Source organism: Brevibacterium iodinum ATCC 49514, from assembly GCF_900169265.1.
GTDB classification, from domain to species: Bacteria; Actinomycetota; Actinomycetes; order Actinomycetales; family Brevibacteriaceae; genus Brevibacterium; species Brevibacterium iodinum.
On the sequence record NZ_FXYX01000007.1, the window covers coordinates 24,826 to 50,552 of the forward strand.

The 25,727-nt window shown below is 63.7% G+C and carries 25 protein-coding genes and 1 tRNA gene; 24 read left to right on the forward strand and 2 right to left on the reverse strand.

Translation table 11 applies throughout. The features are described from left to right. The first annotated feature begins 31 nt into the window (after positions 1 to 31). From BI49514_RS07030 to BI49514_RS07125, 20 genes are all read left to right on the forward strand, one after another. The gene (locus tag BI49514_RS07030; protein WP_101545494.1) at positions 32 to 1,339 is read left to right on the forward strand and encodes a homoserine dehydrogenase; all 1,308 of its coding nucleotides are present in this window, start codon (positions 32 to 34) and stop codon (positions 1,337 to 1,339) included. 2 nt (positions 1,340 to 1,341) lie between these two features. Continuing rightward, positions 1,342 to 2,427 (forward strand): threonine synthase, encoded by a 1,086-nt coding sequence (gene thrC, locus BI49514_RS07035; protein ID WP_101545496.1) that lies wholly within the window; start codon positions 1,342 to 1,344, stop codon positions 2,425 to 2,427. 2 nt (positions 2,428 to 2,429) lie between these two features. After that, the gene (gene thrB, locus BI49514_RS07040; RefSeq protein ID WP_244195079.1) at positions 2,430 to 3,332 is read left to right on the forward strand and encodes a homoserine kinase; all 903 of its coding nucleotides are present in this window, start codon (positions 2,430 to 2,432) and stop codon (positions 3,330 to 3,332) included. A 224-nt stretch (positions 3,333 to 3,556) separates the two neighbouring features. Then, a complete protein-coding gene (gene rho, locus BI49514_RS07045) occupies positions 3,557 to 5,563 on the forward strand; it encodes a transcription termination factor Rho (RefSeq protein WP_101545499.1) in 2,007 nt (668 codons plus the stop codon). 1 nt (position 5,564) lies between these two features. Continuing rightward, positions 5,565 to 6,641: a peptide chain release factor 1 gene (gene prfA, locus BI49514_RS07050; protein ID WP_101545501.1), complete on the forward strand. Its 1,077-nt coding sequence runs from the start codon at positions 5,565 to 5,567 to the stop codon at positions 6,639 to 6,641. A 1-nt stretch (position 6,642) separates the two neighbouring features. Beyond that, positions 6,643 to 7,569 (forward strand): peptide chain release factor N(5)-glutamine methyltransferase, encoded by a 927-nt coding sequence (gene prmC / locus BI49514_RS07055; protein ID WP_101545667.1) that lies wholly within the window; start codon positions 6,643 to 6,645, stop codon positions 7,567 to 7,569. A 75-nt stretch (positions 7,570 to 7,644) separates the two neighbouring features. Continuing rightward, positions 7,645 to 8,295, forward strand: a complete 651-nt coding sequence (locus BI49514_RS07060; RefSeq protein WP_101545502.1) for an L-threonylcarbamoyladenylate synthase — start codon at positions 7,645 to 7,647, stop codon at positions 8,293 to 8,295. Next, positions 8,296 to 9,405, forward strand: a complete 1,110-nt coding sequence (locus tag BI49514_RS07065; protein WP_101545504.1) for an MraY family glycosyltransferase — start codon at positions 8,296 to 8,298, stop codon at positions 9,403 to 9,405. Beyond that, positions 9,402 to 9,848: a Cg1360 family ATP-synthase-associated protein gene (locus BI49514_RS07070; protein ID WP_101545505.1), complete on the forward strand. Its 447-nt coding sequence runs from the start codon at positions 9,402 to 9,404 to the stop codon at positions 9,846 to 9,848. The genes BI49514_RS07065 and BI49514_RS07070 overlap by 4 nt, the downstream gene beginning before the upstream one ends. Before the next feature lie 329 nt (positions 9,849 to 10,177). Beyond that, positions 10,178 to 10,924, forward strand: coding sequence for a F0F1 ATP synthase subunit A (gene atpB, locus BI49514_RS07075; protein ID WP_039211199.1), 747 nt, complete (start codon positions 10,178 to 10,180; stop codon positions 10,922 to 10,924). A gap of 81 nt (positions 10,925 to 11,005) precedes the next feature. Next, positions 11,006 to 11,230 (forward strand): F0F1 ATP synthase subunit C, encoded by a 225-nt coding sequence (atpE, locus tag BI49514_RS07080; protein WP_025776917.1) that lies wholly within the window; start codon positions 11,006 to 11,008, stop codon positions 11,228 to 11,230. Between the two features lie 19 nt (positions 11,231 to 11,249). Then, positions 11,250 to 11,801 carry a F0F1 ATP synthase subunit B gene (locus BI49514_RS07085; RefSeq protein ID WP_101545507.1) on the forward strand — a complete coding sequence of 184 codons (552 nt, stop codon included), beginning with the start codon at positions 11,250 to 11,252 and terminating at the stop codon, positions 11,799 to 11,801. Beyond that, entirely contained in the window at positions 11,801 to 12,607 is an 807-nt protein-coding gene (locus tag BI49514_RS07090; protein ID WP_101545670.1) for a F0F1 ATP synthase subunit delta, read from the forward strand. The genes BI49514_RS07085 and BI49514_RS07090 overlap by 1 nt, the downstream gene beginning before the upstream one ends. Positions 12,608 to 12,688: 81 nt before the next feature. Beyond that, positions 12,689 to 14,323 (forward strand): F0F1 ATP synthase subunit alpha, encoded by a 1,635-nt coding sequence (gene atpA, locus BI49514_RS07095; RefSeq protein WP_101545508.1) that lies wholly within the window; start codon positions 12,689 to 12,691, stop codon positions 14,321 to 14,323. 31 nt (positions 14,324 to 14,354) lie between these two features. Next, the gene (locus tag BI49514_RS07100) at positions 14,355 to 15,287 is read left to right on the forward strand and encodes a F0F1 ATP synthase subunit gamma (protein WP_101545510.1); all 933 of its coding nucleotides are present in this window, start codon (positions 14,355 to 14,357) and stop codon (positions 15,285 to 15,287) included. A 26-nt stretch (positions 15,288 to 15,313) separates the two neighbouring features. After that, the gene (gene atpD / locus BI49514_RS07105) at positions 15,314 to 16,762 is read left to right on the forward strand and encodes a F0F1 ATP synthase subunit beta (protein ID WP_101545512.1); all 1,449 of its coding nucleotides are present in this window, start codon (positions 15,314 to 15,316) and stop codon (positions 16,760 to 16,762) included. A 3-nt stretch (positions 16,763 to 16,765) separates the two neighbouring features. Then, complete coding sequence (locus BI49514_RS07110; protein ID WP_101545515.1) at positions 16,766 to 17,026, forward strand: F0F1 ATP synthase subunit epsilon; 261 nt, start codon at positions 16,766 to 16,768, stop codon at positions 17,024 to 17,026. Continuing rightward, the gene (locus BI49514_RS07115) at positions 16,998 to 17,516 is read left to right on the forward strand and encodes a DUF2550 domain-containing protein (protein WP_244195080.1); all 519 of its coding nucleotides are present in this window, start codon (positions 16,998 to 17,000) and stop codon (positions 17,514 to 17,516) included. The genes BI49514_RS07110 and BI49514_RS07115 overlap by 29 nt, the downstream gene beginning before the upstream one ends. Further along, positions 17,516 to 18,829 carry a UDP-N-acetylglucosamine 1-carboxyvinyltransferase gene (murA, locus tag BI49514_RS07120; protein ID WP_101545519.1) on the forward strand — a complete coding sequence of 438 codons (1,314 nt, stop codon included), beginning with the start codon at positions 17,516 to 17,518 and terminating at the stop codon, positions 18,827 to 18,829. Before BI49514_RS07115 ends, murA begins: the two co-directional genes overlap by 1 nt. 641 nt (positions 18,830 to 19,470) lie before the next feature. Beyond that, positions 19,471 to 20,244 carry a nitrogen regulation protein NR(II) gene (locus tag BI49514_RS07125; RefSeq protein WP_145996189.1) on the forward strand — a complete coding sequence of 258 codons (774 nt, stop codon included), beginning with the start codon at positions 19,471 to 19,473 and terminating at the stop codon, positions 20,242 to 20,244. Positions 20,245 to 20,458: 214 nt separating this feature from the next. Here the strand turns inward: BI49514_RS07125 and nucS are convergent, their stop codons facing one another. Both nucS and BI49514_RS07140 read right to left on the reverse strand, forming a co-directional pair. Next, the gene (gene nucS, locus BI49514_RS07130; RefSeq protein WP_101545523.1) at positions 20,459 to 21,154 is read right to left on the reverse strand and encodes an endonuclease NucS; all 696 of its coding nucleotides are present in this window, start codon (positions 21,152 to 21,154) and stop codon (positions 20,459 to 20,461) included. 506 nt (positions 21,155 to 21,660) lie between these two features. Further along, entirely contained in the window at positions 21,661 to 23,289 is a 1,629-nt protein-coding gene (locus BI49514_RS07140) for a coiled-coil domain-containing protein (RefSeq protein ID WP_101545526.1), read from the reverse strand. Positions 23,290 to 23,522: 233 nt separating this feature from the next. Here BI49514_RS07140 and BI49514_RS07145 point away from each other — a divergent pair, with 233 nt between their 5' ends. The 4 genes from BI49514_RS07145 to BI49514_RS07160 all read left to right on the forward strand — a co-directional run bounded on the left by BI49514_RS07145 (position 23,523) and on the right by BI49514_RS07160 (position 25,605). Then, positions 23,523 to 24,713: an acetyl-CoA C-acetyltransferase gene (locus tag BI49514_RS07145; RefSeq protein ID WP_101545529.1), complete on the forward strand. Its 1,191-nt coding sequence runs from the start codon at positions 23,523 to 23,525 to the stop codon at positions 24,711 to 24,713. 87 nt (positions 24,714 to 24,800) lie between these two features. Beyond that, a complete protein-coding gene (locus BI49514_RS07150) occupies positions 24,801 to 25,115 on the forward strand; it encodes a thiamine-binding protein (RefSeq protein WP_101545532.1) in 315 nt (104 codons plus the stop codon). Between the two features lie 88 nt (positions 25,116 to 25,203). Further along, on the forward strand, positions 25,204 to 25,410 hold the full coding sequence (locus BI49514_RS07155) for a hypothetical protein (RefSeq protein ID WP_101545533.1): 207 nt from the start codon (positions 25,204 to 25,206) through the stop codon (positions 25,408 to 25,410). 121 nt (positions 25,411 to 25,531) lie between these two features. Continuing rightward, positions 25,532 to 25,605, forward strand: a tRNA-Arg gene (locus tag BI49514_RS07160). The last annotated feature ends 122 nt before the right edge of the window (positions 25,606 to 25,727 follow it).

Below are 25,727 nucleotides of genomic sequence, written 5' to 3' on the forward strand. Positions count from 1 at the left end.
TGTGAGAGACAAGAGCGGAAAAGGTGAGGAAATGCAGGCACTGAAGGTTGCCATGCTCGGATGCGGAGTCGTCGGCACGGAGGTCGCCGCCCGAATCCAGGATCGCGCGGAGGGCCTGGCCGAGCGCATCGGCGCTCCGCTGGAGCTGAGCGCCATCGTCGTCCGCGATGCCTCGAAGGTTCGTCCGGGAATCGACGAGAAGCTGTTGACGACCGACGCCGAGGCGGCCATCGCCGGAGCCGATATCGTCGTCGAGCTGATGGGCGGCATCGAACCCGCCCGCTCGCTCATCACCGCAGCGCTGCGCCAGGGTTCATCGGTCGTGACCGCGAACAAGGCTCTGCTGGCCGCCAGCTACGGCGAGCTCATGTCCGCTGCCGACGCCGCTGGTGTACGTCTCGAGCACGAAGCGGCGGTGGCAGGGGCCATCCCGATCATCCGACCCGTCGGCGATTCGCTGGCCGGCGACCGGATCGAACGCATCATGGGCATCGTCAACGGCACGACGAACTACATCCTCGACCAGATGGACTCCGAGGGCTGGGATTTCGGCCAAGCGCTCACCGCCGCCCAAGAGCTCGGATACGCAGAGGCCGATCCGACCGCCGACATCGGCGGACATGATGCGGCGGCGAAGGCTGCGATCCTGTCCTCTCTGGCATTCCACGCACCCGTGTCGATCGCCGACGTCCACGTCGAAGGCATCGAAGGCGTCACCGCCGAGATGGTCGAGACCGCCCGGGACCAGGGCTTCGTCATCAAACTCCTCGCCGTGTGCGAACGTGTGGCCTCATCACCGGCAGGCGCCGGACTCTCGGCGCGAGTCTATCCGGCGCTTCTCGACCGAGGACACGCACTGGCATCCGTGCGCGGTGCCTTCAACGCCGTGTTCATCGAGGCCGAAGCCGCCGGCGAGCTGATGTTCTACGGACAGGGAGCCGGGGGAGCACCGACCGCATCCGCGGTGCTCGGCGACCTCGTGTCCGTGGCCAGGCGCAAGGTGCTCGGCGGACGCGGACAGTACGAACGCCCCTTCCACGAGGACTACCCGATCCTGCCGATCTCGGCGATCACGACCAGGTACCACATCACCCTCGACGTGGTCGACCGTCCCGGTGTGCTCGCCGCGGTCTCCGAGGTCTTCGCCGATGAAGGGGCATCCATCGAACTGATGCGACAGACGATCGGGGACATCGACGACAACGGCGTCCAGCACGCGAAGCTCGTGCTGGCCACCCACTCGAACACCGACTCGACTCTGCAGAAGACGGTCGATCGACTCGTCGATCTGTCTGTCGTCCACACCGTCAAATCCGTGATCCGCGTAGAAGGACAGTGACTATGAACTACCCCAGACACCAGTGGCAGGGCGTCGTCGAGGAATACCGCAGCCTGCTCGACATCTCCGCTGACACTCCTGCCGTCACACTCGGTGAGGGCGGGACCCCTCTGATCAGGGCGGAGAAGCTCAGCGCACGCACCGGTGCCCAGGTGTGGGTGAAGTACGAGGGCCTCAATCCGACTGCGTCGTTCAAAGACCGCGGTATGACGATGGCGATCACCAAGGCTGTGGCCCATGGTGCCAAAGCCGTCATCTGCGCCTCGACGGGCAACACCTCGGCCTCTGCCGCCGCCTATGCCACGAAGGCCGGACTGACCTGCGCTGTGCTCGTGCCCACCGGCAAGATCGCGCCGGGGAAGATGAGCCAGGCCATCGCCCACGGAGCGACCCTGCTCGAAGTCGACGGAAACTTCGACGACTGCCTGACGCTGTGCCGCAAGCTCTCGGAGTCCTACCCGGTCCACCTCGTCAACTCGGTCAATCCCGATCGCATCGAAGGTCAGAAGACCGCGGCCTTCGAAATCGTCGACGTCCTCGGCGACGCCCCCGACATCCATGTTCTGCCCGTCGGCAACGCCGGCAACATCACGGCGTACTGGAAGGGCTACAACGAATACCGCGAACACGGGATCTCCAAGCAGCTGCCGCAGATGTGGGGCTTCCAAGCAGCCGGTGCCGCACCGCTGGTACTCGGCCACCCCGTCGACGAACCTGACACGGTGGCGACCGCCATCCGCATCGGCAACCCCGCCAGCTGGACGCAGGCCGAAGCGGCGCGTGACGACTCGGGCGGTCTCATCGATTCGGTCACCGACGACGAGATCCTCGCCGCCCACAAGATCCTGTCCAGCGAAGAGGGCATCTTCGTCGAGCCCGGTTCGGCCGCCTCGGTGGCGGGTCTGCTGAAGATGGCCGACGCCGGTCGTGTCCCTGCTGATGCGACGATCGCGGTGACCGTGACCGGTCACGGTCTCAAGGACCCCAGCTGGGCCCTGCACACCGCAGACGGATCCGATATCGAGACCCAGCGGGTCTCCGTCGACGCCGTCAGCGCCGCACGCGCGCTGGGACTCGAGGACAGCTGAGCGTGCGCGTGAGACTCGAGGTCCCGGCCACCTCGGCGAATCTGGGGCCCGGCTACGACTCGTACGGGCTGGCGCTCGACATCGTCGACACCCTCAGCCTCACCGTCGAAGCCGCAGCGGTCGACCCTCACCGCTGCGTCGAGGTGACGGGGGAGGGCGCAGAGGTGCTGCCGCGGGACCGTTCGCACCTGATCATGCGGATCATCGGTGAGGTGCTCGAGGCGGAATTCCCCGACGTCGCGGCCGATCTGTGTCCGCGGCTGTCGCTCGAGTGCGTCAACCGGATCCCTCATTCCCGCGGCATGGGCTCCTCGGCGGCCGCAGTCGTGGCAGGGATCGGCCTCGCGGCGGAACTCGGAGCCTGGTCGACCGGAGCGGAGATGAGTCGCGACCGGATCCTCGAGATCGCCACCGCAATCGAAGGCCATCCGGACAATGCCGCCCCCGCGATCTTCGGCGGTCTCACCGTCTCCCTGTCTGCGCCGGTCAAGTCGTGGCAGGTGCCCGTGCGCACGCTCGAGTACGTCACCGTGCTCGTTCCCTCCGCCCGCCTCGACACCGAGGTCGCCCGTGGACTCATTCCCGCAGGCATCGATCACGCGATCGCGGCGGACAACTCGGCTCGGGCCGGACTGCTCGTCCACGGACTGAGCAACGACGCGCAGGTGCTCTTCGACGCCACTCGTGACCAGCTCCATCAGGAATTTCGCCGCAGCGCCTATCCGGAGTCGATGGCGCTTGTCGACTCCCTGCGTGCCGGGGGATTCCCGGCCGTCATCTCCGGAGCCGGGCCGACGGTGCTCGTTCTCGCCGAGGCGGTGCCCGACACCCTCGTGCCGGCAGGCATCGTCGCTCGGCGCACCGCGATTGACCTCGGCGGTTATCGGGTGAGCCGAGAAAATTGAGGAAACGATTCGCCAGATCGACTCCGAACAAGTAGACTGTGGGTGTTCCGACAGGGCACGGCTTCCCGCTGTTCTTCACAGATCCGTCGCCGATGTCATAGATTCTGGAACATCTCCTGCTCATTCTTTAGCAGGTTTTCTTTCACAACGCACCGTCAATGGTGTTTCCGTCGCCGTGAGCAAACGGCACATGCCGCACGGCCGAAAGAGGGAGAAAGACCTTCGTGTCTGAAACCACCACTCAGGATTCCACCCCGCGCACTGGCAGCCTCACAGCGCTGCGGCTGCCTCAGCTCCAGGAAATGGCTGCCGGGCTGGGAATCAAGGGTTACCGTCGCCTTCGCAAGAGCGAACTGATCGACGCCATCAACAGCCACTCGGGCGGATCCGCTGAACAGAAGTCCGCCCCCACCGAGAAGAAGCCCGCGGCAGAACCGGCCGCCAAGGCCGAGAAGCAGGACGAGAAGAAGCAGGAGTCGGCGAACCGTCGCTCCTCGCGTCGCTCCGCCGCTTCCGCTTCCGCATCCGAGGACGCTCCGGCGCTCATCATCGAACCGAACTCCGAGGCCTCGTCGTCTTCGACGGCGAACGAGTCCGGTGCGGATCAATCGGGAGGAGCACCCTCCGAGGAGAACAGCGGCGACCAGGATCGTCAGCGCTCTCGCCGCAGCCGTTCTCGCTCCCGGGGCTCTGAGCCCCAGACTGAGGGCCGCGACAGCAGCGGTGAGGAATCGGCCGACCACGGCGACCAGGAGAGCTCCGGCGACCAGGACCGCTCAGACCGAGACCACCGCGGAGGGCGCGACAACGACCGTCGCAGCCGGAACAACGACCGCTCCGGCGACAACCGAGGCGGCAATGACCGGGTCGGCGGCAACGGCCGGGGCAACAACGACCGGGACGGCGGCAACGATCGCGGCCACCGGAACGACAGGGGCAGCAACAACGACCGCAACGATCGTCGCAACCGCAGCAACGACGATGACGATCGCGGCAACAGCCGCCGCGGACGGGGTCGTGACCGGAAGCGCCGCGGCCGCGGCAACGACGAGCCGGACATCCGCAACGACGATGTGCTCATCCCAGTCGGCGGCATCCTCGACGTCCACGACAACTACGCCTTCCTCCGCACCTCCGGCTACCTGCCAGGGCCGAACGACGTCTACCTTTCGGCATCCATGGTGCGCAAGAACGATCTGCGCAAGGGCGACGCCGTCGCCGGCGCGATCCGTCAGCCGCGTGAGAACGAACAGCGGAACAACAAGCGCGAGAAGTTCGATGCCCTCGTCCGCCTCGATTCCGTCAACGGACTCACCGTCGACGATGCCCGCAGCCGTGTCGAGTTCTCCAAGCTGACTCCGCTCTACCCTCAGGATCGTCTGCGCCTCGAGACCACCTCGAAGCTGCACTCGACCCGTCTCATCGATCTCATCACCCCCATCGGCAAGGGCCAGCGCGGACTCATCGTCGCGCCTCCGAAGGCCGGCAAGACGACGATCATGCAGCAGATCGCCAACGCGATCACCGAGAACAACCCCGAAGCGCACCTCATGGTCGTCCTCGTCGACGAACGTCCCGAGGAAGTCACGGACATGCAGCGTGCGGTCAAGGGCGAAGTCATCGCCTCGACCTTCGACCGTCCGGCCGACGACCACACCACAATCGCCGAACTCGCCATCGAACGCGCCAAGCGTCTCGTCGAGATGGGTTCCGATGTCGTCGTGCTGCTTGACAACATCACCCGCCTGGGACGTGCCTACAACATAGCCCAGCCGGCATCCGGACGTATCCTCTCCGGCGGTGTCGACGCCAATGCGCTCTACCCGCCGAAGAAGTTCTTCGGTGCTGCACGCAACATCGAAGGCGGCGGCTCGCTGACCATCATCGCCACCGCTCTCGTCGAGACCGGCTCCAAGATGGACGAAGTCATCTTCGAAGAGTTCAAGGGCACTGGCAACATGGAGCTGCGTCTGAGCCGTCAGCTTGCCGACAAGCGCATCTTCCCGGCCATCGACGTCAACTCCTCGAGCACCCGCCGCGAAGAGATGCTCATGACCCAGGAAGAGACGAAGGTCATGTGGCAGCTGCGCAGACTGCTCTCGGGACTCGAGCAGCAGCAGGCAGTCGAACTGCTCATGTCGAAGCTCAAGGAGACCGGCTCGAACGTCGAGTTCCTCATGCAGGTGCAGAAGACGACCCCGCTGCCGAAGTCGTCGACCGACAACAGCTGAGATGGTCGACGACACCCTCACGGCCAGCGTCAGCGCACTGCTCGATGAGCACGCCCGGGTGCAGGAGGAACTCTCCGATCCCGCGGTCCACGCTGACGCCGGCCGGGCCAAGAAGCTGACCCGGCGGTACGCGGAACTCGACAAGGTCGCCGCGGCCGCCCGTCACTTCGCCCAACTCGAAGCCGACCACGCAGCCGCCGTGGAACTGGCCGAGGACGACGCCGATTTCGCCGCCGAGGCCAAGCGTCTGTCCGCAGAGATGGACACGGCCGAGGGTGAGCTCAAGGATCTCCTGGTACCCGGCGACCCGGATGACTCCCGAGACGCCATCATCGAGATCAAAGCCGGCGAAGGCGGAGACGAATCCGCGCTGTTCGCCGGGGACCTGCTGCGGATGTACCAGCGATGGATCGACTCGCGCGGCTGGTCGAGCCAGATCCTCGACGCCACGCATTCGGATCTCGGCGGATACAAGGACGTCACCATGGCCGTCAAGGCGAAGAACGACGGTGCCTACGGCTGGGTGAAGTTCGAAGGTGGAGTGCACCGTGTCCAAAGGGTGCCGGTCACCGAATCGCAGGGACGCATTCACACCTCCGCGGCCGGTGTGCTCGTCTTCCCCGAGGTCGATGAACCCGAAGAGATCCAGCTGGACGAACACGATCTGCGCATCGACGTCTACCGCTCGTCCGGACCCGGCGGCCAGTCAGTGAACACCACGGACTCGGCTGTGCGCATCACGCACCTGCCGACCGGAATCACAGCGAGCTGCCAGAACGAGAAGTCCCAGCTGCAGAACAAAGACGCAGCGATGCGCATGCTCCGTGCTCGGATCTTGGCCAAGCAGGCCGAAGAGGCCGCAGCGGAAGCCGCCGACATCCGTCGTTCGCAGGTGCGCACTGTCGATCGCTCGGAACGCATCCGCACCTACAATTTTCCGGAGAACCGGATCACCGATCACCGCACCGGATACAAGGCCTACAATCTCGATCAGGTGCTCGCTGGAGACCTCGATCCGGTCATCGGGTCCTGCCGGGACGCCGACAAGGCCGCACGCCTCGACGCACTGGGGGACTGACCTGGACACCGTCCGGCCGACTCTCGTCTCCGACCTCCTTCGCGGGGCGACCACCCTCTTCACAGAAGCAGGCATAGCGAGTCCCGAAGCCGATGCGCTCGAACTGCTCGCCCACGCATGGTCGATCGACAGCGCAGCTCTGAGCCGCCGCCGTCTCTTCGACGAACCCGTGCCGGAGTCGGTGAGCACTCGATTCGCCGAACTCTGTGACCAGCGGCGGCGGCGGACACCGCTGCAGCATCTCACCGGCATCGCCCACTTCCGGCATCTGCAGCTGCAGGTGGGCCGCGGAGTCTTCGTGCCCCGTCCGGAGACGGAGCTGCTTGCCGGAGCCGTTCTGACCGAACTGTCCGAACTCGCCGACACTGACTCGACGACGAAGAACGACAAGGCTCGGCGTCCCTTCGTCATCGACCTGTGTTCCGGTTCGGGAGCGATCTCCCTCTCCGTTGCCACCGAATTCGATCGCGTCGACGTCCTCGGCGTCGAACGCGAATCCGCGGCCCTGCAATGGTCGCTGAAGAACCTCGAGCAGTGCCGCCTCGGCGAGTCGACGGTCGAGTTCATCTCCGGGGATGCGACGACGATCGCGAAGGCTCGGCCCGATCTGTGCGGGCTTGCCGACATCGTGGTGACGAACCCGCCCTATGTTCCCGATTCCGCCGTGCCGCGGGACCCGGAGGTCGCCGAACACGATCCCGCGGCCGCGCTCTACGGCGGGGACTCAGGCTTGGAGATTCCGGGGCTCATCATCAGTCAAGCCGAGCGGCTGCTGCGGCCAGGCGGACTTTTCCTCATGGAACACAGTGAGGAACAGGGCGAAGGGGCACGGGAACTGCTGGCGGCCACGGCCAGTCTGAGACACGCCGCCACATTCCAGGACTACACTGGACGCGACCGCTATACGGCGGCACGCCGTGAGGCGTAGGGGATCTCGGAGACGAATTCCCGCCGTGTACGGCCCAGTACCGAGACCACACCGAACATTCGAAACGGAGAACTCGTGTCGAGACGATTCGACGTCAGCCAAGAAGAGATCCGTGAACTCGTCTTCGACGAGTGCGCGCGAGTCGTCGACACAGGCAACCTGCTCGTCATCCCCACCGATACGGTCTATGGGATCGCCGCCGATGCCTTCAGTGCCTCGGCCGTTGCGACTCTGCTCGCGGCCAAAGGCCGGGGTCGGGACATGCCGCCTCCGGTTCTCGTCCCACGCGCGGAGACCATCTTCGGCCTCGTCGACGGGGTCGATGAGACCGTGCTGGCATTGACCGCGAAATTCTGGCCCGGACCGCTGACGATCATCGCGAACGCTCAGCCCTCCCTCGATTGGGACCTCGGCGACACCCACGGAACCGTGGCCGTGCGCATGCCCGACGACGAATCGGCGCTGGCCCTGCTCGGCCGCACCGGGCCGCTGGCCGTGTCGAGTGCGAACATCTCCGGACAGCCCGCCGCCCGGACCGCGGACGAGGCGCAGGAGATGCTCGGCGACGATGTCGACATCTACGTCGATGGGGGGGTGCGGGAGTCGGGGATGTCCTCGACGATCATCGACCTCAGCGGCGACGTGCCCCGCATCCTGCGCCGCGGGCCGATCACCGCCGAGGACCTGCGCGAAATCGTCCCCGAACTCATCGACCTGGACGGCTGAGTGCGCGCCTACCTCTTCATCCTCGTCGTCTCCGCCCTCGTGGCGTACCTGCTGACCCCCATGGTCAAGCGGGTGGCCGAACGAGGAAAGATCTTCTCACCGCTGCGTGACCGCGACGTCCATTCTGTTCCGACGCCGAGGCTGGGCGGAGTCGCGATGTTCGGCGGGCTTCTGTCCGGCCTCATCTTCGCCTCCCAGATGCCCTTCCTCAATCGGATCTTCGTCGAATTGGGCCCGATCATCGGAATCGCCGGAGCCGCCGGCCTGCTGTGTCTGCTCGGAGTCATCGACGACATCTGGGACCTGCATTGGATGGCGAAGCTCGCCGGTCAGGCTCTCGCCGCGGGGTTCATGGCGATCAAGGGAGTGGCGCTGCTGTCGATTCCCTTCGGCGGAGTCATCATCGGCTCCCCGCGGATGTCGATCATCGTCACGGTCCTCGTCGTGCTCGTGACCATCAACGCGGTGAACTTCGTCGACGGACTCGACGGTCTCGCCGCGGGCGTCGTCGCCATCGGCGGGAGCGCCTTCTTCATCTACTCCTACTGGCTCGCTCGTGACGCTTCACCGGAGTCGTATGCGAACCTCGCCTCGCTCATCATCGCGATCCTCGTCGGCGCCTGCCTCGGTTTCCTCCCGCACAATTTCAATCCGGCGAGGATCTTCATGGGCGACTCCGGGTCGATGCTCATCGGCCTGCTGCTCGCCGCCTCGACGATCAGGGTCACCGGCCAGGTTGACCCGGCGCTGATCGGCCAGGAGCGAGCGTTCGCCACATTCATGCCAATCATCCTGCCGGTGGCCGTGATGTTCCTGCCGCTGCTCGACCTCGGACTGGCCGTGGTGCGCAGGCTGCGTGCCGGACAGTCTCCGTTCTCCGCCGATGCCAAACACCTCCACCACCGGATGCTGCGTCTGGGACATTCCCATGCGCGTGCGGTGCTCATCCTCTATACCTGGACAGCGCTCATCGCATTCGGATCGGTGCTGCTCCTGTTCAAGGGCTGGCTGTTCTCGGCCTGCGTCATCGGCGGCCTCGCTGCCATCACACTGATCTTCACCTTCTATCCCCTTCGCATGCGTCAGAAAGCCAGAGAGGAAATCTCGTGACCGACCCGACACCGCGCCGAGAGACCGAAGTCGAAGCAGCCTGGGCCCGCGTCTGGAGGACGCTGCTCATCCGGGGCATCATCCTCGTCCTCGTCGTCGCGGTCCTCGGCATGGGCATCGGCTGTCTGGTCTCGGGGATGACTGGACTCGTCGGTGGGGCCGTCGGCGGAGGACTGGCCGCGGTCTTCATCATCATCACCCTAGTCGTCATGTACGTCGGACGGAACATGGGGCTGACCGCGATCGCCGGGTTCCTCGGCATCGGTTTCCTGTTCAAGGCCTTCATCTTCATGATCGTCATCTGGCGCATCAAAGACGCAACCTGGCTCGACGGAACGGTCGCATTCTTCACGATCGTCGTCGCCGTGATCGGCTCGTCTCTCGTCGAAGCGATCACCGTGGTCAAAGGGCGCGTGCCCTACGTCGATCCGGAAGCGCGATAGACGAGCAGAAGTTCTTTTGCGCACCCATCCGAGACACGTCATGGGGCGTCGCACCAGGGGAATGACGTGTCGTATAAAATCGTTGACAGAAATTGCACAGAGAAGCCTGATGAATTTGTCGGTCGCTCTCTACAGTTGGTAGAGTAGACGCGGTGCTTGGGCGGATCTTCGCCCTTTGTCGCTCCTGAACCTCAAGCCTCGCCATCAGCGCGGGGCCAAGGCCAGGCCATCAGGGCCCTTGACCATGGGAGAGTAGTAAAAACGTGGGAACACTCAACGCCGCGAACACAACAGTCAGTGCTGCAGAAGGCGGCTTCCACGCACCGTCGATGGCTGAATTCTTTCCAGCCTCGTTCCTGTTTGAGGGCACACCGTTCGAAATGAACCGCGTGATGCTCATCCGCATCATTGCCACCGTCGCCGTCGTTGTGCTGCTGGCTGTCTGGGCCAAGCGCATGAAGCTCATTCCGTCCCGCTTCCAGTCGAGCATGGAGCTCGCCATGGAATTCGTGACCGTCGGCATCGCCGAGGACACGATGGGCAAGGAGAAGGCCAAGAAGTTCATGCCGCTCATTGTGGCGATCTTCTTCGGCATCCTCTTCTGGAACGTCACGAAGCTCATCCCGTTCCTCAACATGCCGGGCACCGGTGTCATCGGCATGCCGATCGTGCTGACGCTCGTTGTCTATGTGACCTACCACTGGGCCGGCATCGCAGAGAAGGGCCTCGGCCGCTACCTCAAGGATTCGCTCATCCTGCCCGGCGTCCCGCCGGCGATGCACATCCTGCTCATCCCGATCGAGTTCATCACGAAGTTCGTCACCCAGCCGTTCACTCTGGCGATCCGACTCTTCGCGAACATGATGGTCGGCCACCTCCTGCTCGTCCTCTGCTTCTCCGCTACGAGCTTCTTCCTCTTCGACGCTGCGAACGGATTCCAGTTCTTCGGCATCGTCACCTTCGCCGGCGGCATGTTCGTCTTCATCCTGGAGATGCTCATCGTCGTGCTGCAGGCCTACATCTTCGCTCTTCTGTCCTGTGTGTACATCAATGCCGCGATCTCGGACGAACACTGAGATCGCACCCCTAGATCCGTAACTCACGAGTTGCACGGTCGGGCCAACCACCCGACTTCATTATGAAAGGAAAAGCATCCTATGGATATGCTCGCCGAAGTCTCAGGTAGCGTTTCGACGATCGGTTACGGCCTCGCCGCAATCGGCCCCGGTGTCGGTGTCGGCATCGTCATCGGCAAGACCATCGAAGGAACCGCTCGTCAGCCCGAAATGGCCGGCGCCCTGCGCGGAAACATGTTCCTCGGTATCGCTCTGATCGAGGCCCTGGCCCTCATCGGTATCGCCACCCCGTTCTTCCTGCCCTGATCTCGAAGAGGACTGAAAGATGACTCCGGTAAACATCGTCGCCTCCGCGGAGAACCCGCTTCTCCCGGCGCTGTACGACATCGTCTGGAGTGCCGTCTGCCTGCTGATCGTCTTCCTGGTCGTCTGGAAGTACGTCCTCCCGGCTTTCAATAAGACTCTGGACGAGCGCGCCGAGCGCATCCAGGGTGGCATCGAGAAGGCCGAGAAGGTGCAAGCCGAAGCCGATCAGGCTCTGGCCGAATATCAGAAGCAGCTCGCCGACGGTCGTGCAGAGGCTGCACGACTGCGCGCCGAGGCTCAGGAAGAAGGCGCTCAGATCATCGCCGATATGAAGGCGCAGGCTCACTCCGAGGCTGACCGCATTATCGCATCGGCTCAGAACCAGATCGACGCCGAACGCCAGGCCGCCATGGTGCAGCTGCGTTCGGAGGTCGGTTCGCTGGCCACGGATCTGGCTTCGCGCATCGTCGGCGAGTCCCTCACCGATGATCAGCGTTCGGCCAATGTGGTCGATCGCTTCATCTCCGATCTCGAGTCCGAATCGTCCGGCCAGCCGGTCAAGGGGGCGTGATGCTCCAGTCGAGCAGATTGTCCCTGCAGGCCGTCCTGGAGACCGCGAACTCCGAGATCTCCGGGGGAGACCCGCGAGAGATCGGCGAAGGCACTCTGGCTGTGGTCGGAGTTCTCGCTGAGAACGTCGCACTGCGCAAGGCCCTGGCGGATTCGTCCGAATCGGCCGAGAGGAAGCAGCAGCTGCTGCGGACTCTGTTCTCGACTCGGATCACGGACGCGGTCCTCCGGATCAGCGACGAGGCCATCGGCCGACGCTGGGCGCGGACTCAGGACCTGGTCACCAGCTTGGAGGTCGCCGGAGTCACGGCGATCGCCGCGGCCGCTCAGAGCAGCGGCCAGCTCGGCCAGGTCGAAGAGGAGATCTTCCGCTTCGCGCGTCTGCTGGAATCCAACCACGAGCTGTCCCGGGCACTCGATTCTCAGGCTGACGCCGAGAGCAAACGCGCTCTCATCTCCGACCTGTTGTCGGGCAAGGCTCAGCCTGACACCATCCGACTGGTCGAGCAGGCCGCACTGCACCCGCGCGGACTCCGCGTGGCGAAGGCTCTCGACCAGTACAGCGACATCCTCGCAGCCCGGCAGCAACGCTCGGTTGCAGACGTCACCGTGGCCAAGCCGCTGAGCGAGTCCCAGACCGAACGGCTGCAGGCAGCACTGTCGGCCAGCTACGGCCGTGAACTCGTCCTCAATGTCCAGGTCGATCCCGAGGTCATCGGGGGAGTCCGGGTGCAGGTCGGCGACGAGATGATGAACTCGACCGTGGCCGATCGACTGGCCGATGTGCAGCGCAAGCTCGCAGGTTGACACTAGTGGCCGGCTTCTCCGGCATAGGCGGCCCACCGGTCGTCGGACGCAAGATTTGAGAAAAGGAAGCAGGGAAACCAGATGGCGGAACTGACAATTCGCCCGGAAGAGATCCGGGACGCTCTCGGGAAGTTCGTTGACTCGTACAACCCCGAGAGCTCGGAAAAGGCCGAGGTCGGCAAGGTCGTCACCGCTGGTGACGGAATTGCCCACGTCTCGGGTCTGCCCGGCACCATGGCCAATGAGCTCCTGCGGTTCGAAGACGGAACCCTGGGCCTCGCACAGAACCTCGACGAGCGCGAAATCGGCGTCGTCATCCTCGGTGAGTTCTCCGGAATCGCCGAGGAGCAGAACGTCTACCGCACCGGTGAGGTCCTCTCCATCCCCGTCGGCGATGGCTACCTCGGCCGCGTCGTCGATCCGCTGGGTCGTCCCGTGGACGGACTCGGCGACATCGAGACCGTCGGCCGTCGTGAGCTCGAGCTCCAGGCCGCAGGTGTGATGGACCGCCAGGAGGTGCGCGAGCCCCTTCAGACCGGCTACAAGAGCATCGACGCGATGATCCCCGTCGGCCGTGGACAGCGTCAGCTGGTCATCGGCGACCGCAAGACCGGTAAGACCGCTCTGGCGATCGACACGATCATCAACCAGAAGGCCAACTGGGAGACCGGCGACCCGAAGAAGCAGGTCCGCTGCATCTACGTCGCCGTCGGCCAGAAGGGCTCGACCATCGCGGGTGTCCGCCGCTCGCTGGAAGAGGCCGGTGCTCTCGAATACACGACCATCGTGTCTTCACCCGCTTCCGATCCCGCCGGCTACAAGTACCTGGCCCCCTACTCGGGTTCCGCCATCGGTCAGCACTGGATGTACGACGGCAAGCACGTCCTCATCGTGTTCGACGATCTGTCGAAGCAGGCCGAGGCCTACCGTGCGGTTTCGCTGCTGCTGCGTCGCCCGCCGGGCCGTGAAGCCTACCCGGGTGACGTCTTCTACCTCCACTCGCGTCTCCTCGAGCGCTGTGCGAAGCTCTCCGATGAGCTCGGCGGCGGTTCGATGACCGGTCTGCCCATCATTGAGACCAAGGCGAACGACGTCGGTGCCTTCATTCCGACCAACGTCATCTCGATCACCGACGGTCAGATCTTCCTGCAGTCGGATCTCTTCAACGCCGGTCAGCGCCCCGCTGTCGACGTCGGTGTGTCCGTGTCGCGAGTCGGTGGTGCCGCTCAGACGAAGGCTCTCAAGGGAGTCTCGGGCACGCTGAAGATCTCGCTGGCTCAGTATCGTTCACTCGAGGCGTTCGCGATGTTCGCCTCCGACCTCGACGATGCGACGAAGCGCGATCTGGCCCGTGGCGCACGCCTGACCGAGCTGCTCAAGCAGGGTCAGTACACGCCGATGCCGTTCGAGAAGCAGACCGTTTCGATCTTCGCCGGCACCAACGGCTACCTCGACGAGATCCCGGTCGAGGACGTGCTGCGCTTCGAGTCCGAGCTGCATGACCACATCGAACGCAAGACGGGCATCTTCACAACCATCCGTGAGACGCTCAAGCTCGACGACGACACCAGTGCAGAGCTGAAGAACGTGCTCGACGAGTTCTCGCGCAACTTCGCCAGCTCTGACCACGGCGGATCGAAGGCCGGCAGCGAAGACACAGCCACCGCCTCCTCTGACGAGGTCGAGCAGGAGCAGATCGTTCGGCAGAAGCGTTGAACCTGTTCCGTAACGGCGAAAGGAAGAACTGATGGGAGCCCAGCAGAGGGTCTTCAAACAGAAGATCCGCTCGACTCAGTCCTTGAGGAAGATCTTCAAGGCGATGGAACTCATCGCTGCTTCGCGGATTCAGAAGGCCATTGCCCGCTCGCAGGCCGCCAGCCCGTACGCGAACGCCCTCACCCGGGCCGTGTCGGCGGTGGCCAGCGAGTCGAACGTCGACCACGTGCTCACCACCGAGTCGGACAACGTCAAGCGAGCCGCAGTGCTCGTGATCGGTCCGGACCGCGGCTTCGCCGGTGCCTACTCGGCGAACCTGCTGCGTGAGGCCGAGGAGCTCGTTCGGCTCCTGAAGGGCGAAGGCAAGCAGGTGGAGCTCTTTACGGTCGGAGGCAAGGCCAAGAACTACTACACCTTCCGCGATCGCAAGATCGAGAAGTCTTGGACAGGAATCTCCGAGAATCCGACGGCTGAGGTCGCCCGCGAGATCGGCGAAGCTCTGTTGGAGAACTTCGATCCGGAGTCCGAGGACTCGGGTGTCGATGAGATCTACATCGTGTTCACGAAGTTCGTCTCCAGCGTCACACACGATCCGGAATACCGGAGACTGCTGCCGCTGGAGGTCGTCGACGCCGATGAGGCGACGACAGGCGGACAGTCCGCAGGCTCGACCGATGCGTCCGCGTTCCCTCTCTATGAGTTCGAACCGAGTGCAGAGGCTGTCCTCGACGCACTGCTGCCGCGGTACATCGATTCGCGCATCCTGTCGGCCCTGCTGAGCGCTTCGGCCTCGGAGCAGGCATCACGTCAGGCAGCGATGAAGACGGCCACGGACAACGCGGATGATCTCATCAAGACCTACACCCGGTTGGCCAACACGGCTCGCCAGGCGGAAATCACCCAGGAACTCACCGAGATCGTCGGTGGGGCGGATGCCCTCGCGGCATCGGCAGCCGGCGACTGACCGGCGAGAGCAGAGAGAAAGAGACCATGACTGCCACAGCAACGGAAACCTCTCCGGCACAGGGCACTGCCCTCGGCCGGATTTCCCGAGTCATCGGCCCGGTTGTCGACATCGAGTTCCCGCTCGACTCCGTGCCCCAGATCTACAACGCACTGACCACGTCAGTGGACCTGTCCGAGGGAACCAGGAAGCTGACCTTCGAGGTCGGACTGCACCTGGGCAACGGACTCGTCCGCGCCGTGTCGCTGCAGCCCACCGACGGACTCGTCCGCGGCCAGGAAGTCGTCGACACCGGCGCACCGATCTCCGTTCCCGTCGGAGACGTGACCAAGCACCACGTGTGGAACACCACCGGTGACTGCCTCAACCTCGCCGACGGCGAGGAGCTGGAGATCTCCGAGCGGTGGCCCATCCACCGTCAGGCTCCGGCCTTCGACGAACTCGAGTCCAAGACCGAGATCCTCGAAGTCGGCATCAAGAGCATCGACCTCTTGACCCCCTATGTTCAGGGTGGAAAGATCGGTCTGTTCGGTGGCGCCGGTGTCGGTAAGACCGTCCTCATCCAGGAGATGATCTTCCGTATCGCGCACAACCACTCGGGAACCTCGGTGTTCGCCGGTGTGGGCGAGCGGACCCGTGAGGGCAACGACCTCATCATGGAGATGGACGAGGCCGGCGTCTTCAAGGACACCGCGCTCGTGTTCGGTCAGATGGATGAGCCGCCAGGCACCCGTCTGCGCGTGGCGCTGTCGGCGCTGACCATGGCGGAGTACTTCCGCGATGTGCAGAACCAGGACGTGCTGCTGTTCATCGACAACATCTTCCGCTTCACCCAGGCGGGTTCCGAGGTCTCGACCCTGTTGGGTCGCATGCCCTCGGCCGTGGGCTACCAGCCCAACCTGGCTGACGAGATGGGTCTGCTGCAGGAACGCATCACCTCGACTCGTGGTCACTCGATCACGTCGATGCAGGCGATCTACGTTCCGGCCGATGACTACACCGACCCGGCTCCGGCGACGACCTTCGCCCACCTCGACGCGACCACCGAGCTCAGCCGCGACATCGCCTCGCGCGGTCTCTACCCGGCTATCGACCCGCTGGCCTCGTCCTCGCGCATCCTCGATCCGCTGATCGTCGGTGACGAGCACTACCGCGTCGCCAACGAGGTCAAGGCGATTCTGCAGAAGAACAAGGAGCTGCAGGACATCATCGCGATCCTCGGCGTCGACGAACTCGGTGAAGAGGACAAGCTCGTCGTTCACCGTGCTCGCCGCATCGAGCAGTTCCTCTCGCAGAACACCTACACCGCTGAGAAGTTCACTCAGGTTCCCGGTTCGACCGTGCCGCTGGCCGACACGATCGAAGGCTTCTCGAAGATCTGCTCCGGTGAGGTCGATCACATTCCGGAACAGGCGTTCTTCAACGTCGGCGGTCTTGACGATGTCATGCGCAACTACGAAGAGATGCAGAAGTAAGCCATGGCGACACTCGAAGTGAATGTCGTGGCTGCCGATCGCGAGGTATGGGTCGGTGAGGCCAAGCGCGTCATCGCCCGTACCCTCGACGGCGAGATCGGCATCCTGCCGGGCCACGAGCCCGTGCTGGGTGTCGTCGCCGACGGCGAAGCACGGATTCTCACCCCTGGAGAGGACACCATCAGGGTCAAAGCCGATGGCGGATTCCTCTCGGTGGAGAACAACCGTGTGATCATTGCCGCTGATCAGGCCGAACTTCTCTGATCCGCAGGTTACACTGGCAACCGTGAACCCTTCTGTCCTGCTGATCGTTCTGCTCTCGTTGGTAGGACTTGCGCTTGCTCTGATCGTGGTCGTCACGATCCGACGCAGGTCGATCTCGAAGCTCTCGGGTGCCTTTGACTGTTCCATCAACGTGGGCGAGGAGTATTCTTCTCGCCCACGTTGGCGTTTGGGCGTGGCCGTGTTCTCGGTCACTTCCCTGGACTGGTATCCGGTCTTCGCGCTGACACGGCGTGCGGCGTTCCGATTGCCGCGTGCGGATCTGGACATCCTCGTCCGGCGCAAGCCCACATCCGGAGAGCAGTATTCGGTACTGCCCGAAGCAGTCGTCGTCGACTGCTCCTATGGCAAGGCGGACGGTCGTCCGCGTTCCGTGTCCCTGGCAATGGACACCGAATCCTTGTCCACGATGGCTTCGTGGCTCGAATCATCACCCCCTGGCTTCAACCCGTCGATGGGACGTTTCACTTAATGGATGTCTTCCGCTTGACCGGCCCCTCACAGTTGGCGGGAACCATCGATGTCAGAGGCGCCAAGAACAGCGTCCTCAAACTCATGGCCGCAAGTCTGCTGGCCGTGGGGCGTAGCACCATCACCAATGTGCCGGCCATCCTCGACGTGCGGATCATGGTCGCACTCCTCGTCCGGCTCGGATGCGAGGTCGACTACGATGCCGCCGACGGCATCGTGAGCATCGACGTCCCCGCCGAGGTCGGCATCCAAGCCGATTACGAACTGGTCCGCGCCATGCGGGCATCGATCTCCGTCCTCGGGCCCCTGACCGCACGGATGCGATCTGCACATGTGGCTCTCCCCGGTGGAGACGCCATCGGCTCCCGCGGGCTCGATATGCACCAGGCCGGGCTCGAAGCGCTGGGCGCCGTCGTGCATCTCGACCACGGCTACTTCGTCGCAGAGGCCCCGAACGGACTTCGCGGCACCGAGATCGTCCTCGAGTTCCCATCCGTGGGTGCCACCGAGAACCTCGTCATGGCGGCCACCCTCGCCCATGGCACCACCACCATCGCCAACGCCGCGCGTGAACCGGAAATCGTCGACATCTGCACGATGCTCGTCGAGATGGGTGCGCAGATCGAGGGTATCGGCACCTCCGACCTCACCATCACGGGCGTCGAGTCGCTGCAGCCGGTCACCCACCGCACCGTCGGCGACCGCATCGTCGCCGGAACCTTCGCCTTCGGTGCCGCGCTGAGCGCGGGCGATGTGACCATACGCGGAGTCGGACTCGACATCATGCCCAATATCGGAATGAAGCTTCGGGATTCGGGCGCCACGGTGGAAGATCTTGGTGAGATCATCCTCGGTGACGGAACGCAGGGCAAGGGATTCCGCGTCATCGGCGCGCCGCGTCCTCATGCCATCCGGGTGGCCACCATGCCGTTCCCGGGCTTCCCGACGGATCTGCAGCCGTTCGTCATCGCATTGAACTCGGTGTCCGACGGTATCGGTCTGCTGTCTGAGAATCTGTTCGAAGCGCGCTGGCGCTTCGTGCAGGAGATCGCCCGCCTCGGTGCGAAGGTCCGCATCGACGGTAACCATGCACTCGTCACCGGCAGCGAGAGTCTTTCCGGTGCTGAGGTCGAAGCCTCCGACATCCGCGCGGGAGCGGGCTTGGTCATGGCCGCCCTCCGGGCCGGGGGAGTCACCGAGGTATCGGGAATCGATCACATCGAACGCGGCTACGAGAACTTCGTCGACAACCTTCGCGCCCTCGGTATCGACATCGAACGCGTCGAGAAGCGCGACGTCCTCAGCTTCGACTAGATCTCTCTCGACGAACTTCGCGGACTCCGGCTGTCAGGAGTTGCCTGGTTCGTACAAGTCGGCCCTCGGTTCTCGGTCGACATCGCGCTCGTTAAATCGGTAGCCATTGCGCTCGTTCAAGCCGGCCCCCGTCTGTCCGAGGTCCGCTCTCTCGTTCAAGGCCACCTTCGTCTATCCGAGGTTCCTACTCTCGTTCAAAGCCACCCTCGTCTGTCGATAGGTAGACGGCGCGGAACTCGCGCTTCGCCTTGAACGGCGACTGTGACCGAACGCCGTTCGAGGGCCTGCGCGGTGTTTCCGCGGACCAGCATATCGGCCGATCCTCATGAGGATGCGGTCTGTGTGGAGGAGTCGAGGGTTGTCCACAGCCCGACTTCTCATCCTGGTTCTCCCGCGTCTCGTCACGCATGCTTGAAGGCATGTATGGATGTCTGTCGACTGCCGCACTGCTCGCGGCCGGGTGGGACTGTCATCGGATCAGAGCCGCCGAACGATGCTGTCTGCGACGATTGGAACGAGGGCGATATGTTGTCACCGCAGAATGTTCTGATCCGGCGCACAGTTTCGTCAGTGCGATAGCTGCGGCGCCCACGACCACACTGCCGATAGAGTCGACGGGGCTGCGCAAACGCGTGGAGGATTTGAGAATCCTCGTCCGGTCGTACGTCGATCGCCTACCTCCGGACGCAGTATTCTCTCACCGCAGCGCACTGATCGTTCACGGCCTACCAATTCCATACGTCGAGCGGGACGACGTCTTCGCCGAATCGGTGAGTCCGCGCAGCGGAGTTCGTCTGGCGAGGATGCTTGTGCGGCGACGCGTCTCAGATCGTGCAGAGAAAGAGTTCGTCGATGGGATCCCGGTGACGACGGTCCTGCAGACGCTGCTCGACATTGCTCGGGACTGTCCGCTCGCGTTCTCTGTCGCGGCGCTCGATGCAGCGGTGCGCAGCTCGGTCGTGACCGTCGATCAGATGCGTTCCTTCAGTGAAGCGCATCCTGTTCGCACAGGCACACGGAAGATCGTCAAGGTATTGGAGAATGTCGATGCACGCCGCGAGAGCGTCGCTGAGTCGATCTGCGCGGTGCGGTTCGTCGAGCATTCGATTCCGGGGTTCGAGCCGCAGGTCGACATTCGCGATGGAGGCGGCAAGCACTTGGGCCGTACCGATTTCGCCAATAGACGTGCGAAGGTCATCGCAGAGTTCGATGGTGCAGGAAAGTACCACCTCGACGGAGCGGATCCGCAACTGACTTTCGAACGTGAACGGCGCCGCGAGTATGCGCTGCGCAACGAGGGCTGGTTGGTCTTCCGCGTCCGGTGGAGCGATCTCTTCTCCGCCGATCTCTTCCTGCGTATCGGAGAGTCAGTGCGACGACGACTGGTCGTGGACGACAGCCGTCGCGAAGCATGATCCTGACGCTCGATCAAGGCGGACAGCGTAAGACGGCTCGTAAACGGGGCGATAAACGCTATCCGCCTTGATCGACGGCGTGGGCCCACGCTGAGGAGCTACGGACGCTGCACGAGGGAAGCGACACGGCTCGGCTTGATCGGCGACGCTGGAGTGGGTAGCCGGCCATCCCGCAGGTTGACCGTGGGCCCATCCGCCGATTGACCCTGGGTGATCAGAAGAGGCGCGTCTCGGGGTCGTCCATTCCGCGGAGAGCATCGTAGTCGAGAACGACGCAGCGTATGCCGCGGTCCTCGGCGAGCGTGCGTGCCTGCGGTTTGATCTCCTGAGCAGCGAAGACTCCGTTGACTGGGCTCAGCAGTGGATCGCGATTCATGAGCTCGAGATAGCGGGTCAGCTGTTCGACACCGTCGATATCGCCGCGGCGTTTGATCTCCACTGCCACAGACTTCTGTCCGTCGTCACGAGCCAAGATGTCCACCGGACCGATCGCGGTCATGTACTCGCGGCGCACCAGACTGTAGCCCTCGCCGAGGGTCTCGATATGTTCGGCGAGCAGTTCCTGCAGATGCGCTTCGACCCCGTCCTTGACCAGCCCGGGATCGACACCGAACTCATAGGAGTCGTCAGCGAGAACCTCGGCGATGGAGATGACGAGACGGTCTCCGGTCTTCGTCTGCGAAACCTCCCACAGCTCCGTCAGACCGGCCTCTTCCTGCTCGGTGTCGGGCTCGATATGCCGAACCGTGCACGGGGGAGTCATCCAGTTCAGCGGCTTATAGGAACCGCCGTCGGAATGGATGAGCACCGAGCCGTCAGACTTGAGCATAATGAGGCGGGTGGCCATCGGAAGGTGGGCGGTCAGACGACCGGCATAATCAACGGAGCATTGGGCAATGACTAGACGCACGCGCTTCAGCCTACGTGAGACAATGACTCAATGCCACGATCTTCATCCTCGCGTCGAAAGAACAAATGGCAGCAGGCTCCCCGAGATCTGTCCGACTCTGTGGCCGGCATTCGGACAAGCCGTTCATTGCCGGACGGAACCTGGTCCGTGCAGACCGTGAAGGGAAACGAATCCGGCAAGGTCTATGTCTGCCCTGGATGTGGCCGCGATGTCAGTGCCGCCACGAGCCATGTCGTTGCGTGGCGTCAGGATGCTCCCCACGGAATCGAGATCGGGGTCGAGAGCAGGCGGCACTGGCACCAGCACTGCTTCGACCGCTTCCGGTGAGGGACGGGGGAGATCAGATGATCTCCAGGCTGTCGTCAACTGGGCTGGAGTCGACTGAAGTTAGCCAACGTGCCTCACAATGACGAAGGGACCCGCATCAGCAGGTCCCTTCGTCATAGTCGATTCGGGCGGTCTCAGATCAATCGGTCTCGACCCAGCCGGACTCGACTCAATCGGTCTCAGCGCAGCGAGTTGCGCGAGCGCGAGGTCTTCGAGTTGTCCTTCGAGCCGGAGACCTGAGCGTTGATCGAGATCGTGTCCTCGTCGGTGGCGCCGTTGGGCAGATCTTCGCCTGCCGTGTCCTTCTCATCAGCGGCAGAGTCAGCGGTCGACTGCGCATCGTTCTTCGAAGCCGGAGCCGACTTCGAGCTTTCGGCCGACTCGTCGGATGCCTTCGCCGGGCTTTTGCCCTTGGCTCCGGCACTATCGCTCTTGGCTGGCCCGGTCGACTTCGAACCCCCGCCCGAGGCGGACCCGGACTTCGAGGAGTCGGCATCGGAGTCGTTCGACGCAGCATCATCGGTCGACTTCGCGGAGTCCTCGGACTTCGGTGAATCCTCCGACGAGTCATCGCCGGCCAGCAGGTCTTCGAGCTCCTGTCCGTCGGCGATCTGCTCGGTGGCGTGAGACGCCGATTCGGCCTTCGCCGGATCAACTGAGTCGCCGCCCATGACCCCGGGCATAGCGAACAGCGAACGGAGCTGGTCGAGCTGAGCAGTGATCGTCTTGCGCTGCTTCGTGAGCAGATCGACCTGCGACTGTGCGGAGGCGACATTGCGCTTGGCCTCTGCCGCGGATTCCTCGATGGTCGCCTCGGCGGTGGCGCGAGCTTCCGCAATGAGCGTCTGTGCGCGGGACTTTCCGTCGGCGATGATCTCGTCGGCCTTCTTCACCGCGTCGGTGCGAGTCTGCTCCGCACGCTCGGCAGCTTCTTTGGCCTCGGTGTCGGCCTTCGCCGCACGTGCCTGAGCCTCTTCGACGAGCTTCTTGTTCTCGACCTGCGCCTCTTCGTAGCGCTTCTTGCGTTCGGTCTCGGCTTCCTTGCGCTTGTTTGCGAGCTCGACGTCGAAGTCGTTTCCGGCCTTCTTCGATGCCTCGTCGCGAGCCTTCGCGGACTTGAGCAGCTCGTCGGCCTGTGCCTGAGCAGCCGCCACCGTCTCCTCTGCCTCGGTCTTGGCCTCGGCACGCAGATCCGCGGCTTCCTTCTCAGCGGTCGCCCGCAGTTCGGAGAGCTCGAGATCAAGGCTCTCGCGAGCCTCCTTTGCGGAAGCGGCATTCGCTTCCTTGGCCTGCTTGGTCTCGCGTTCGGTGGTTGCGCTGAGCTCGGCTGCGCGCTTCTCAGCGGCTTTGATCGTCTCTTCGGCGCGCAGCTCGGCCGAGGAGGTGATCGCATCGGCTTCCGAGCGCGCATTGGACAGTGTGTCGTTGCTCTCGGTGTGCATCCGAGCGCGAGCGGATGCCGCCTCGGCGCGGGCCTTGTTCCGGATCGTCTCGGCATCGGAATTGGCCTGAGCCAGGGTCTCGCGAGCCTGCGACTCGGCGATCTTGAGAAGATGGTCGATGCGGCTTCCGGGAGGCCCTGCCGCCTCTGCGTTGTCGTTGGCAGCCTTCTTCAGCTGTGCCTTGGCCTCGGAGAGCTCACCTGCGATCTGCAGCTTCGCCCGATCTGCATTGATGACTTGACTGCGTGCATCGGCCAGGGCCTTGCGGACCGACTCGACCTCGGTGCGCAGCTGCTGCAGTCGCGAATCGACTTCACTCTTCTCGTAGCCGCGCATCGCTGTGCGGAATTCTTCGGTGGGCGTCACTGAAACGAACTCCTGTCATCTTGGAAAGGGGGTGTTCTTAGGCTGTCTTCGTCCTACTCTAACGGAGACTCCATGAGTGTTGGGTGCGAATGCGGGAGTGTGGACGAGGGGTTGATCCATGGCTGCGCGGACCCCGTGATGCAGGCCACATGGGCCTCGACTAGGCTGGTGGATGTCGAAATGCATACGTGTTGCGGACCCGAGTCCGCAACGCGGATATCCGAGGAGGAAATATGGCTGATGCAGTGATCGTCGCCGGAGCGCGCACACCGTTCGGGCGACTGCAGGGAGAGTTGTCGAAACTCAGTGCCGTCGAGCTCGGCGCCGAAGCCATCGCCGGTGCACTCGATCGCGCCGGCATTCAGGGCTCCGACGTCGACTATGTGATCATGGGCCAGGTTCTGCAGGCCGGCAACAGTCAGGGTCCCGGTCGTCAGGCGGCGGTCAAAGCCGGCATCCCAATGTCCGTTCCGGCCGTGTCGGTCAACAAGCTGTGCCTGTCGGGCATCAACACGATCACCCAGGCAGCCCAGCTGATCCGGGCCGGCGAGTACGACGTCGTCGTGGCTGGCGGTCAGGAATCGATGAGCCAGGCGCCGCACATGCTCATGAAGTCACGTTCGGGGTACAAGTACGGCGATGTCGTCGCCAAGGACCATATGGACTACGACGGTCTCTGGGACGCATTCACCGATCAGGCTATGGGCGGACTGACCGAAGAAGCCAATGCCGGTGACCGCGAGTTCTCCCGCGCCGATCAGGATGAGTTCTCCGCTCGTTCGCACCAGCGCGCTGCGGCGGCACAGAAGTCCGGTGCCTTCGACAATGAGATCGTGCCAGTGACCATCAGCTCGCGCAAGGGCGATGTCACCATCTCCGCAGACGAGGGTGTGCGTCCTGACACGACGGCGGGGTCCCTGTCCAAGCTGCGCCCGTCCTTCCGGAAGGACGGAACGATCACCGCCGGCAACGCTTCGCAGATCTCCGACGGAGCCTGTGCTGTCGTCGTCATGTCGCGTGAGAAGGCCGAAGAGCTCGGCGCTCCGATCCTCGCCGAGATCCGCTCGCATGCCTGGACCGCCGGACCGGATTCGACTCTCCAGCACCAGCCGTCACAGGCGATCAAGGTCGCTGCCGAGCGTGAAGGCGTCGCAGCGGACTCCTTCGATCTCTATGAGATCAACGAAGCCTTCGCCGCCGTCGGCCTGGCCAGCGCCAAAGACCTCGGCATCGACGAGGACAAGGTCAACGTCAACGGCGGCGCCGTCGCACTGGGCCACCCGATCGGTGCCTCGGGAGCCCGGGTCGTCCTCACCCTTGCCCTCGAACTCCAGCGCCGAGGCGGCGGCACGGGTATCGCCGCACTCTGCGGAGGCGGCGGCCAGGGTGACTCGCTCATCGTGACAGTGCCTGCTCAGGCCTGAGCCGAGTCGTTCGACCGCAAGAAAGACAGTTCAACCGGTGGGGAGCCGATCGGCTCCCCACCGGACCGGACAGAAGGGACCACCATCATGCTCGCAGCTTTCTCAGTCGCTCCCAGTGGGGGAGAAGGGACCGACGCCTCGGTCCACGATGCCGTGGCAGCGGCTGTCGAGATCGTCCGCAATTCCGGCCTGCCGCACCGGACGGACTCGATGTTCACGACCATCGAAGGGGAATGGGACGAGGTCTTCGCGGTGATCAAAGAGGCCACCGAGGCTGTCGGCGAGTTCGGCACTCGAGTGTCCCTGGTGGTCAAGGCCGATATCCGCCCTGGTTACTCCGGCGAGATCGACGGCAAACTCGAGCGTCTGGAGAAAGCGATCGACGCTCGAGGCGAAGGCTGAGACGAATTCTACTGAAATTCTCAGTGACGTGAGTCTCGTCTGGCGTTAGTCTTTCTCCATCGGATGCATCGATCGAAGGAGATGGACAATGAGTGGTGCAAAGCTCTTCTCAGTTGCCACAGCACTCACGCTTGTCGCGCTGCTGGGCTTCATGCTCGCAGGATTCTTCCCGATCATCGTCGACTTCGCCTTCGGGATCGAAGCCGTGGCAGTCATTCTTGCGATGACGGGAGTGGTGGCCGTGTCATTCGTGACGGTGATGAAGTCGATGGAGAACGCAGCCCGTCACTACTGAGATGTTCCTGCCGTGCTTTCACGGCAGCGCGTTGGCCCCGGTTCGAGGCGACGGATGGGACAGTCCGCACCGACCCGGGGCCGCTTTCTGTTCTCATCCGGGCATCGGTTACGATATTTGAGCCTCCGTAGCTCAGTCGGATAGAGCAACCGCCTTCTAAGCGGTAGGTCGCGGGTTCGAGCCCCGCCGGGGGCGCTCTCATACCCGCACCCGTTGAACGGGCAGGTCCGTCTGATCCCTGCTGTCGCTGAGCAATTCCGCGCCGATACGGCGTGGCAGTTGGTGCCGAGCTGGGAAAACATAGAGAGTGGAGGCGT